At 59.9% G+C, this 11357-nt stretch carries 10 protein-coding genes; all 10 read right to left on the bottom strand.

The window, feature by feature from the left end; translation table 11 throughout:
• Position 1: 1 nt before the first annotated feature.
• The 10 genes from JSY17_RS09090 to JSY17_RS09045 all read right to left on the bottom strand — a co-directional run bounded on the left by JSY17_RS09090 (position 2) and on the right by JSY17_RS09045 (position 11354).
• Positions 2–547 (bottom strand): hypothetical protein, encoded by a 546-nt coding sequence (locus JSY17_RS09090; RefSeq protein WP_206400807.1) that lies wholly within the window; start codon positions 545–547, stop codon positions 2–4.
• Positions 548–572: 25 nt separating this feature from the next.
• Positions 573–1298, bottom strand: coding sequence for a TetR/AcrR family transcriptional regulator (locus JSY17_RS09085; RefSeq protein ID WP_117182726.1), 726 nt, complete (start codon positions 1296–1298; stop codon positions 573–575).
• A 285-nt stretch (positions 1299–1583) separates the two neighbouring features.
• Positions 1584–3086 carry a lysine--tRNA ligase gene (lysS, locus tag JSY17_RS09080; RefSeq protein ID WP_117164566.1) on the bottom strand — a complete coding sequence of 501 codons (1503 nt, stop codon included), beginning with the start codon at positions 3084–3086 and terminating at the stop codon, positions 1584–1586.
• Positions 3087–3175: 89 nt separating this feature from the next.
• A protein-coding gene (prfB, locus tag JSY17_RS09075) for a peptide chain release factor 2 (RefSeq protein ID WP_117164565.1) occupies positions 3176–4271 on the bottom strand; the annotation gives its coding sequence in 2 pieces (ribosomal slippage) (positions 3176–4198 and positions 4200–4271; 1095 coding nt in all).
• Between the two features lie 112 nt (positions 4272–4383).
• Positions 4384–5391 (bottom strand): response regulator, encoded by a 1008-nt coding sequence (locus JSY17_RS09070; RefSeq protein WP_117164564.1) that lies wholly within the window; start codon positions 5389–5391, stop codon positions 4384–4386.
• Positions 5392–5436: 45 nt separating this feature from the next.
• A complete protein-coding gene (gene cheB / locus JSY17_RS09065) occupies positions 5437–6447 on the bottom strand; it encodes a chemotaxis response regulator protein-glutamate methylesterase (RefSeq protein WP_117182725.1) in 1011 nt (336 codons plus the stop codon).
• Entirely contained in the window at positions 6444–8846 is a 2403-nt protein-coding gene (locus JSY17_RS09060) for a hybrid sensor histidine kinase/response regulator (RefSeq protein ID WP_206400805.1), read from the bottom strand. Before JSY17_RS09060 ends, cheB begins: the two co-directional genes overlap by 4 nt.
• The gene (locus tag JSY17_RS09055) at positions 8843–9532 is read right to left on the bottom strand and encodes a chemotaxis protein CheW (RefSeq protein WP_117186449.1); all 690 of its coding nucleotides are present in this window, start codon (positions 9530–9532) and stop codon (positions 8843–8845) included. Before JSY17_RS09055 ends, JSY17_RS09060 begins: the two co-directional genes overlap by 4 nt.
• Positions 9529–10821, bottom strand: coding sequence for a CheR family methyltransferase (locus tag JSY17_RS09050; RefSeq protein ID WP_206400803.1), 1293 nt, complete (start codon positions 10819–10821; stop codon positions 9529–9531). The genes JSY17_RS09055 and JSY17_RS09050 overlap by 4 nt, the downstream gene beginning before the upstream one ends.
• Positions 10818–11354: a chemotaxis protein CheW gene (locus JSY17_RS09045; protein ID WP_200999023.1), complete on the bottom strand. Its 537-nt coding sequence runs from the start codon at positions 11352–11354 to the stop codon at positions 10818–10820. Before JSY17_RS09045 ends, JSY17_RS09050 begins: the two co-directional genes overlap by 4 nt.
• Positions 11355–11357 lie beyond the last annotated feature (3 nt).

Genomic DNA, 11357 nt, shown 5'->3' with positions numbered 1-11357 from the left:
ACTACTTGGGTGCACGCTGATAGCGCGCGACCTCCAGGAAAACATCGGAATTGGCCGGATCGTCGAGATAACCGAACACCTGATCCAGAGGACTGGTGATCAGCAGGCCCTGCCCGATCCCGCTCTCCACTGGCTGGCCAGCAAGGCTCTGCTGGTCCACCCACTGCCTGAATCGATCCAGATCCAGGTTGTAGACAACCAGTTCATGGGAATCGGTCACCTCGAACCCGGCCATTACATAGTGAGCGCCATACTTTTCAGGCAGTTGCGCCGACAGATACCAGCGACTGCCATGCTCGATCACTGTAAAGCGGTACTCATCGCGATGCTTGCGATCACCTTTACGATAGCTGACTGCCTTGTAAAGGTTGCCGCTGATACGGGAAAGCTCGAGTTCGAGCGGTTCGCCCCAGGCATTCTTGCTGGTCCATGGGCCCAGCAGATGGGCTGGAGCAGCGCTGCCTGCGGGGATGGTGTCCTCGAACGTCACCAGACAACCGCTCAAGAGCAGGAACGACAGCGCAATCAATGCGCGCCAGGCTTTCATGGTGCTCTCCTGAAAAAGGGGTCTCTCATTTGCAGACCGACGAGTCGATTCCAAGGACCAGACGCATCTGGCGAGTGAGAATACCGAGTGTTTCTTCGTCCGCCTGATAGTGCGGGCCATGAAGCAGACCCTGATATTCCATCCGGCGGATAATCCCCGTCAACACTTGAGCATCCTGAGCAGGCTGCGACGATCCGATAACCTGCAGAAACTGGAAGGTGCCCTGCAGCAGGATCTCCTGATGGGCGACCACCAGCGGTGCCAGCCGAGGGTTGATCAATGCCTCATGGTGAAAGGCATGCTCGGCAATCAGATAGTCGCGGCGGGTCTGCAACTGGTGGCGGATGTACTCCATTGTCATGCGTGCAATATCATCGGCCAGACGCAAGCGATCAGCCGGATTGGCGGTGCCGCGGGTCAGCATTTCCCGCAATACGACTTCGGTGTTCTGCCACAGTTTGGCCTGATAGGCTGCACTGCGTTCGACATACTGGGCAAAGGCATCGGTCAGCAGGTCATCGATGTCCTTGAAGTAATAGGTGGTGGCCGACAGCGGCACCTGCGCTTCAGTGGCAACAGCCCGATGTCGCACCGCCCGCACACCATCGCGCACCACGATACGCATGGTCGCATCGAGAATCTTCTGCCGACGCTGCTCACTCCCCTCCCGACTGGCCTTGCGGCCCTGATACCTGACACTCCTGGCCACGGCGCTGGCAACGTCGGCAGCACCTTCTTGAGCGATTGTCACGACGGGGGATTCCTTTCTGGTTGATGCCTTCGCGAATGAATTCGCTTACAGGGATAATGCCTCTCAGTTAAGGCACAAACAAAACTTGTGGGAGGCAGCCTGCTGGCGAAAACGGCCTGAAAACCGACAGATATTCTGCGTCTGTGCGCCAAAGTCGCCAGCAAGCTGCCTCCCCCAAAGTGATTCATTGACCTGACTGATCGGCATTACCCAACAGGGCTCATTCGCGAAAAAACGATGGATATAAAAAAGCCGCCCTGTTCAGGCGGCTTGTCTTGTAGCTAATTACGCTTGGGGCCGCATGTGCGGGAACAGGATCACGTCGCGGATCGACGGGGAGTTGGTGAGCAGCATCACCAGACGGTCGATACCGATACCTTCACCGGCCGTTGGCGGCATGCCGTATTCCAGGGCACGTACGAAGTCGGCGTCGTAATGCATGGCTTCGTCGTCACCGGCATCCTTGTCGGCCACCTGGGCCTGGAAGCGCTCGGCCTGGTCTTCCGCGTCGTTCAGCTCGGAATAGGCGTTGGCAATTTCACGGCCACCGATGAACAGCTCGAAACGGTCGGTGACGTTCGGGTTGTCGTCGTTGCGGCGTGCCAGCGGCGAGACTTCGAACGGGTACTGAGTGATGAAGTGCGGCTGCTCCAGCTTGTGCTCGACCAGTTCCTCGAAAATCATTACCTGCAGCTTGCCCAGACCTTCGAAGCCCAGCACCTTGGCACCGGCTTTCTTGGCGATGGCGCGAGCCTTGTCGATGTCGTTCAGGTCGTCAGCGGTCAGTTCGGGGTTGTACTTGAGAATCGAGTCGAACACCGACAGACGAACGAACGGCTCGCCGAAGTGGAACACCTTGTCGCCATAAGGCACGTCAGTGGTGCCCAGAACCAGTTGCGCCAGTTCGCGGAACAGTTCTTCGGTCAGGTCCATGTTGTCTTCGTAGTCGGCGTAGGCCTGGTAGAACTCCAGCATGGTGAATTCAGGGTTGTGACGAGTCGAAACGCCTTCGTTACGGAAGTTGCGGTTGATCTCGAACACTTTCTCGAAGCCGCCGACTACAAGGCGCTTGAGGTACAGCTCAGGCGCGATGCGCAGGAACATTTCCATATCGAGAGCGTTGTGGTGCGTCTCGAACGGCTTGGCGGCTGCACCACCGGGAATGGTCTGCAACATCGGCGTTTCGACTTCAAGGAAGTCGCGCTTCATCAGGAAGCTGCGGATGTGGGCAATGACTTGCGAGCGGACACGGAAGGTATCGCGCACGTCTTCGTTGACGATCAGGTCGACATAGCGCTGACGGTAGCGCTGTTCGGTGTCGGTCAGGCCGTGGTGCTTGTCCGGCAGCGGGCGCAACGACTTGGTCAGCAGGCGCACGCTGGTCATTTCGACGTACAGGTCACCCTTGCCGGAACGGGCCAGAGTACCTTCGGTGGCAATGATATCGCCCAGGTCCCAGGTCTTGACCGCAGCCAGGGTTTCTTCCGGCAGGGTCTTGCGGTTGACGTAGACCTGGATGCGACCGGTCATGTCCTGGATCACCATGAACGAGCCACGATTAAGCATGATGCGACCGGCAACCTTGACCGGAATCGCTGCATCGGCCAGCTCTTCCTTGGTCTTGTCAGCATACTTTTTCTGCAGATCGTTGCAGTAGCTGTCGCGGCGGAAGTCGTTGGGGAAGGCCTGACCCTTGGCGCGCTCGGCAGCAAGCTTTTCCTTGCGCTGAGCGATCAGGGTGTTTTCTTCCTGTTGCAGGGCTTGCGGGTCGAGTTGTTGGTCGCTCATGTCTTTAGATTTTCCATCACAGATTCGTGGCCCCTCGCCTGGGCGGGGGATGGCGGGCAGTGCAGGCTGCCCGCTTCAGTCGTATCGCGTTACAGCCCCTGCTTGAGGCTCGCTTCCAGGTACTGGTCGAGGTCGCCGTCCAGAACCTTCTGGCAATCGCTACGTTCGACGCCGGTACGCAGATCCTTGATGCGCGAGTCATCGAGTACGTAGGAGCGGATCTGGTGGCCCCAGCCGATATCCGACTTGCTGTCCTCGAGCGCCTGGGAGGCGGCGTTGCGCTTCTGCATTTCCAGTTCATACAACTTGGCCCGCAGCATTTTCATGGCGGTGTCCTTGTTGGCGTGCTGGGAACGTTCGTTCTGGCAACTGACCACGGTGTTGGTCGGCACGTGGGTGATACGTACCGCCGAGTCAGTGGTGTTGACGTGCTGACCACCGGCACCGGAAGAACGGTAGGTGTCGATACGCAGGTCCGACGGGTTGATCTCGATCTCGACCTTATCGTCGATCTCGGGGGACACGAACACCGCCGAGAACGAGGTGTGGCGACGCGCGCCGGAGTCGAACGGGCTCTTGCGCACCAGACGGTGCACGCCGATCTCGGTACGCAGCCAGCCAAAGGCGTACTCACCCTTGATATGCACGGTGGCGCCTTTGATACCGGCGACCTCGCCTTCGGACAATTCCATGATGGTGGCATCGAAGCCACGCTTGTCAGCCCAGCGCAGGTACATGCGCAGCAGGATGTTGGCCCAGTCCTGGGCTTCGGTGCCGCCGGAGCCGGCCTGGATGTCCAGGTAGGCGTTGTTGGGGTCCATCTCGCCGCTGAACATGCGACGGAATTCCAGTTTTTCCAGCAGTTCGCGAAGACGTTCGACTTCTGCGGCAACGTCGGCGACGGCACCCTCGTCTTCTTCCTCGGCGGCCATCTGCAGCAGGTCGCTGGCGTCGGCCAGCCCCGAAGTCATGTCGTCCAGGGTTTCGACGATCTGCGCCAGCAAAGCGCGCTCGCGCCCTAAGCTCTGGGCGTACTCGGGCTTGTTCCAGACATTTGGATCTTCGAGCTCGCGGTTTACTTCGGTCAGACGATCATGCTTGTGATCGTAGTCAAAGATACCCCCGAATGGTTTCGGAGCGCTCGGACAGGTCCTTGATGCTGTTTAGGATCGGGTTGATTTCCATGGTGGGCAGCACTCGCAGGCGAAATTTTCAAAGCCGACGAGTATACCCCAGGGAGCACACCGAAAGCAGCCCGTTGAACAGCAGTTATGGCATCGGACTGCCTGTTGCGCAATCAGCCGCCTACCGCTACCTGATTGCGCCCACCATTCTTGGCCAGGTACAGGCCCTTGTCGGCATCGAGGATCAGTTGTCGGCTGTTGAGGCCGTTCTGCGGTATCACGGTCGCCACGCCGATGCTGACGGTCAGCGTCGAACCCGGTGTCGGGGCGATGTGCGGGATGTTCATGCCCGCCACGCTCTGGCGCAGCTTTTCGGCCAGCAGCCGAGCGCCGCCGGGCGTGGTATTGGGCAGGACCATGGCGAACTCTTCACCGCCATAACGGGCCGGCAAATCGGACGGACGGCTGCAACTGGCACGAATCGCCTTGGCTACCTGACGCAAGGCTTCGTCGCCTTCGAGGTGACCGAAGCTGTCGTTGTAGGCCTTGAAGTAGTCCACATCGATCATCATCAGCGACAACTGGCTTTGCTCGCGGGTTGCCCGACGCCATTCGAGCTCCAGGTATTCATCGAAGTGACGACGATTGGACAGGCCGGTCAGGCCATCGGAGTTCATCAGGCGTTGCAGCACCAGATTGGTGTCGAGCAGTTGCTGCTGGCTGACCCGCAAGGCGCGGTAGGCTTCATCGCGCTGCAACAGAGTCATATAGGAGCGGGAGTGGTAACGGATGCGCGCCACCAGTTCGATGGTGTCGGGCAGCTTGACCAGATAGTCGTTGGCTCCCGCCGCAAACGCCGCACTCTTGATCAACGGATCTTCCTTGGTGGAAAGCACGATGATCGGGATGTCCCGCGTCATGGGATTGTTACGGTACTCGCGCACCAGGGTCAGGCCATCCAGCCCCGGCATGACCAGGTCCTGCAGGATGACCGTCGGCTTGATCTGTACGGCCTGGGCAATGGCCTGATGGGGATCGGCACAGAAGTGAAAGTCGATAGACTCTTCATTGGCCAGGCCACGCCGCACGGCTTCACCGATCATCGCCTGATCGTCGACCAGCAGCACCATCGCCGAATTTTCATCGGGGGTCTTCAGTTCTTCGGGCTGCACGTCATGCATGATGCGTCTCCTGGTCACCTGCGGCGGGTGAATTCACCTGGAAAGTCATTGGGCGAATACCTCGGTCAGGCGAGGCGCGATAGTCTGCAATGGCCGGATTTCAACAGCAGCATCAATTGCAGCAGCAGCCTTGGGCATGCCGTAGACCGCAGAACTGGCCTGATCCTGAGCGATGGTCAGAAAACCCTGCTCGCGCATCAATTTAAGCCCTTGAGCTCCATCTCGACCCATGCCGGTCAATAAAACACCCACTGCATCACCATTCCAATAGCGGGCCACACTCTCGAAGAAAACATCGATCGAAGGCCTGTAGATTTCATTTACAGGTTCAGCCGTATAAGCCAGCGTACCATCCTTCAACAAGCGGATATGATGGTTGGTCCCCGCCAGCAGCACCTGACCGCGTTGCGGCGGCTCCCCTTCACGGGCCAGACGCACCGGCAACCCGGAAGCCGTACACAGCCAGTCGGCCATACCTGCAGCAAATACCTGGTCCACATGCTGCACCAGGACGATAGCCGCCGGAAAACTCGCCGGCAGCCCTTTCAATAGAATTTCCAGCGCCGCCGGACCACCGGCCGACGAGCCAATGGCAACCAGCCCTTCGCGCAAGGCAGCCTTGCGCAGCGACGGTGGTGCCGTTCGTTCACGAGTGGCGCGCTGACCGATCAACCAGCCGATATTCAATATCTTGCGCAGCAATGGCGCGGCTGCCTCTCGCGGGTTGCCGGCGCCGATAGCGGGTGTATCCACCACATCCAGTGCGCCATGGCCCATTGCCTCGAACACACGATGGACGTTCTGCTCACGGTCAACCGTCACAAGCACGATAGCGCATGGTGTTTCGGCCATGATCTGACGCGTGGCCTCGACCCCGTCCATGACCGGCATGATCAGATCCATGAGGATCAGGTCGGGCGTCTGCTCGGCGCAAAGCCGGACCGCTTCGGCACCATTGCCGGCCACCCAGACAATCTGATGCTCGGGCTCGAATGCCAATGCCCGGCGCAAGGCTTCTACGGCCATGGGCATGTCATTGACGATGGCGATCTTCATTCTTGCGCATCCCCTATCAATTCAACGACGGCATCAAGCAAGGCATCGTCGTGGAAGCTGGCCTTGGCCAGATAATAGTCGGCGCCCGCATCCAGGCCACGACGCCGATCTTCTTCACGATCCTTGTAGGAAACCACCATCACTGGCAGAGATTGCAAACGAGTATCCCGACGTACCAGAGTCACCAGCTCGATACCGTCCATGCGCGGCATATCGATATCGGTGATCAGCAGATCAAAGTCCTCGGCACGCAAGGCATTCCAGCCATCCATACCATCAACCGCAACCGCTACCTCATAACCCCGGCCAACCAGCAACTTGCGCTCCAGCTCACGAACCGTCAACGAGTCATCGACCACCAGCACACGCTTGCGCGCCACATGGTCGGCCTGACGGTTACGCCGGTCTATACGTTCCAGGCGCCCGGTATTGAGCAGTTTCTCGACCGAGCGCAGCAAGTCTTCGACATCGATGATCAGCACCACCGAACCGTCGTCGAGCAGAGCGCCTGCGGAAACATCCTGAACCTTGCCCAGGCGGGCATCAAGGGGCATGACCACCAGCGTGCGCTCGCCAATGAAGCGCTCCACGGCGACACCGTAGACGGCATCACGCTCACGAATCACCACCACCTTGAGCGCCTCATCGCTGCGCTGCGACTGAGGACGGTTCAATAACTGGCTGGCAGAAACCAGACCGACATGGCGATCTTCATGCCAGAAATGCTGGCGGCCTTCCAGTTGCACGATATCTTCTGGCTGCAAATCACGCATGCGCTCGATATGCGCCAGCGGGAAAGCGTAGGCCTCGCCACCCACCTCCACCACCAGACTGCGCACGACCGAAAGCGTCAGCGGCATTTCGATGCGGAAGCAACTGCCTTCACCGGCCCACTGCTGCAATTCGACGCTGCCATGCATCTGACGAACCATATGCTGCACGGCGTCCAGGCCTACACCACGGCCGGATATCTGCGTGACCTTGTCGCGCATGCTGAAGCCTGGCAGGAACAGAAAGCTCAGCAGTTCCTCTTCGCTCAGCTGGGCAGCGGTTTCGGCAGGCGACAGTTTGCGCTCGATGATATTGCTGCGCAGACGTTCGAGATCGACGCCGCCGCCATCGTCACTGAGCTGCACCACCAGCAGGCCGGCCTCATGAGAGGCGCGCAGCAGAATCCGCCCTTCAGGGTCCTTGCCCAGCTCCTTGCGTCGCTCGGGAGATTCGATGCCGTGGTCCACGGCATTACGCAGCAGGTGCGTCAGGGGAGCTTCCAGCTTTTCAAGAACATCGCGGTCGACCTGAGTCTTTTCACCCTCGATGATCAGACGAACCTGCTTGCCAAGCTCACGCCCCAGATCGCGCACCATCCGTGCCTGACCATTGAGCACATCGGCAAACGGACGCATGCGACAGGCCAGCGCGGTGTCATACAGCAACTGCGCCCGCTGTCCCGACTGCCAGCCGAACTCATCCAGTTCGGCGGCCTGCTGGATCAGCATCTGTTGAGCCTGAGACAGAAAATCGCGGGCCTCATCCAGAGCCTTCTGGGCATCCGGCTCCAGGCCCGAATCGCTGAAGCACGCCCCCAGCGCCTCAAGGGCGCGGTCGCTGCTGATCTGCAGCCGCTTGAGACGCTGCATGCCGGCTTGCAGGGGTTTCATGCGCTGACTTTCGACCAGCGCCTTGCTCGACAGATCCAGCAGGCCATTGAGCCGTTCGGCGGTGACCCGCAAGACTCGCTCGCCGCCATCGGACACCCGGCGCTCACGTGTTGCGGCAGGCGCCGGTTCCGGCTCGGCCGCCACAGGCTCGGGAGGTGGAGGCGGCTCAAGACGCAGAGCGGCAGCCAGCGCATCGAGGGAGGCCTGATTGCTGCCCGGTGCCGGCACCAGCAGCGGCTCGATCAGCGGCATATCGCTGGCGGTCAATGGATCGGGTAACGACTCTGTCGCTGGGTCAGGCAACAGGTCAGGCAAGGTAACGTTGACCTGGCGCGATGCTCCGGCTCCGGAAGCCAGCAGTGCATTAACCCGCTCGACATAGCTGTCGATATCGCTCTGCCCGATGCTGCTGTCGGTCGGCGTGGCAATACGCATCAACAGGTCGGTGCCCGACAGCAAGGCGTCGATATGTTCGGCCTGGAGCAACAGTCGCCCTTCCTGGGCACTGACCAGACAGTCCTCCATGACATGGGCCACGCTGACGCCGTAATTGACCCCGACAATCCGCGCCGCGCCCTTGAGGGAGTGGGCGGCGCGCATGCAGGCCTCAAGTTGGTCGGCCAGAGTCGGATTGCGCTCCAGCTCCAGCAGGCCGGCACTGAGCACCTGGGTCTGGGCTTCGGCTTCCAGGGTGAACAGCTCGAACAGTGAGGCGTCGCGCATTTGATCGGGGGTCATGTAAGGCTCCGGTTGATCGCCGCCAACAACTCTTCTTCATCGAGCAAACGCAGACTGCGCCCCTTCCACTGCAGGACACCACGAGTGAATCGTGCATTGGCGTGCGTACCGGAAGCCGACGCCGCATTCAGATGACGCTCTTCCATGGCGTGGATGCCATCGACTTCATCCACCGGCACCACCACCGGCCCGCCTTGTGCAGCAATGATCAACATGCGCGGCACAACCCGCCCGGAGGTCGCCAGCACCGAGCTGCTGTCGAGCCCCAGCAGTTCAACCAGAGAAATGCACGCCACCAGGGCACCGCGCACATTGGCCACACCGAGCAGGGCACGGGAGCGTTGATGGGGCAACGAATGGATGGTCTGATCGGGCGCGACTTCCGCAAGGCTGCGAGTCGCCAGCCCGAGCCATTCATCTCCCAGACGGAACACCAGAATCGAGCGGGTCTGGACATCACGTTGCGACTGGCCGCCCTGAAACTGATCACGATGTTCCTGAAGCAGAGAATAACGATCGAGCAGGCGAGTGGCGGCAGCCGAGTACACCGCACAGTTGCGGCAATGAATGTGCTCCGGCAAGACCGGGCAAGAGCGGTCACCGTGAATGCCGATGCGATTCCAGCAATCATCGATGGCCTGGGCGTCGTCATGAGTCAGACTCGAAAGCGTGGACAGCCCCGTCATCGATTGCTTCCTTGTTTATTGGCACCACGCGTGGCGCGATCCTGCAGGCGACGTGCACCGGCACTGTCACCTTGCGAAGCCAGCAAGGCAGCCAGTTGCGCCAGGGACTCAGGATGCTGCGGCTGCAGATACAGCGCCTTGCGATAGAAACCCTGAGCCTGCGCCACACTGCCCTCCACTTCGCTGAGCAGCCCCAGCCAGTAGAACACTTGCGCCACCGGCTCGTGCCGTTGCAGATAACGCTCGCAGGCCGCACGCGCTTCAACGCTTTTGCCTTCGTTGGCCAGACTGGCAATAGTCGCCAGTTGGGTCGCGGCATCGTCGCCCCCCGGAACAGCGGGTGCGGGCCGGGAAGGAACCGGCGGACTGACTGACACAGGCGCAGATGCAAAAGGCCGTGGCGCAGGTCGTACAGGCTCGCGAACCGGAGGCGCAACGCTGCGGGCAACAGGAATGGGGACAGGCTCGACAGGTGCAGACGCGCTGGCATCCTGGCCGGGCGCATGCCTGAAAGCGAAGGACTGGGCGATACCGGCAGAGCGCATACCGACCCGGCTCAGCAGATTGCCCTCGGCCGGACCGATGAATAACACGCCGTCTTCACGGGTCAGGCGTTTGAGCACCTTGAATACATGACGTTGGGTAGGCTGATCGAAATAGATCACCAGATTGCGACAGAACACAAAATCGTAGGGTTCCTGAGTAGCCAGAGCCGGGTCCAGCAGGTTACCAGACTGGAAATTGACCCGCGCCCGTACCCGATCCTCAATCTGGTAGCCATCGTCCACCGGCTTGAAAAACCGTTCGCGAAAGCTCACATCGGCCCCTCGAAACGAGTTCTTGCCATAAATGCCACGAACGGCCTTTTGAATCGACAGGGGACTGATGTCGATGGCGTCGATCTTGAAGTGCTGCGCGCCGATATGGGCGTCGAACAGTGCCATGGCAATGGAATAAGGCTCTTCGCCCGTGGAGCACGGCAAACTGAGAATACGCAGTGGCCTTGAATTGTTGAGCGCCATCAGGCGTTCCGATGCCAGCTTGCTCAGGGTCAGGAAGGACTCGGGATAACGGAAGAACCAGGTTTCCGGGACGATCACCGCTTCGATCAGGGCCTGCTGCTCGTCGGGCGAACTCAGCAGTAACTGCCAATAGGCCTCATCGTCTACCGAGCCGCTGTTCTGCGAGCGCTGACGCAATGCACGCACAATGATGGCCTCACCCACGGAGGTGACATCCAGACCAATGCGGTCCTTGAGAAAACTGAAAAAGCGCGAGTCATCACTCATGGCGCATCCTCAAGAAGCTCAAGATCAAGCGGAGGTATCGGATACAGCAATTCACGCACGGGCTCGGTCAACAACTCCTGAACGTGAATCCATTGCAGCAGTCCCTGTTCGTCCTCCCTGACCGGCCCCAGATAAGGTGCCAGACGGTTTTCCAGGCCGTATTCCTTGAACTCCGAAACCGGGCAGCGCAAGGTCTCGGTCGCCTGTTCCAGGATAAGTCCGAGCAACTGTGCCGGATGCTCCGCGTCATGGCGATAATGCACCAGCACCATACGGGTACTGGTGCGCGCAGGTGCCGCCTGCCCGGAACTCAGGGCACTGATATCGATGACCGGCACGATTTCGCCACGGTGGGCAAAAATTCCTGCAACCCAATGAGGCACATGAGCGATAGCCTTGAGTTTCACGCGCGGCAGGATTTCGGAGATCTCGATGGCCTCCAGCGCGTAACGCTCCTCGCCGATGCGAAACAACAGAAACAGCTTGTTCGCGACAGCCGCTGGGCCCTGGCGTTTGGGTGAGAGATCCATCATGGC

The organism is Pseudomonas capsici (assembly GCF_017165765.1).
GTDB classification, from domain to species: domain Bacteria; phylum Pseudomonadota; class Gammaproteobacteria; order Pseudomonadales; family Pseudomonadaceae; genus Aquipseudomonas; species Aquipseudomonas capsici.
The sequence above is the reverse complement of the archived record's forward strand: the minus strand, read 5'-3'. Positions and strand labels throughout refer to the sequence as shown.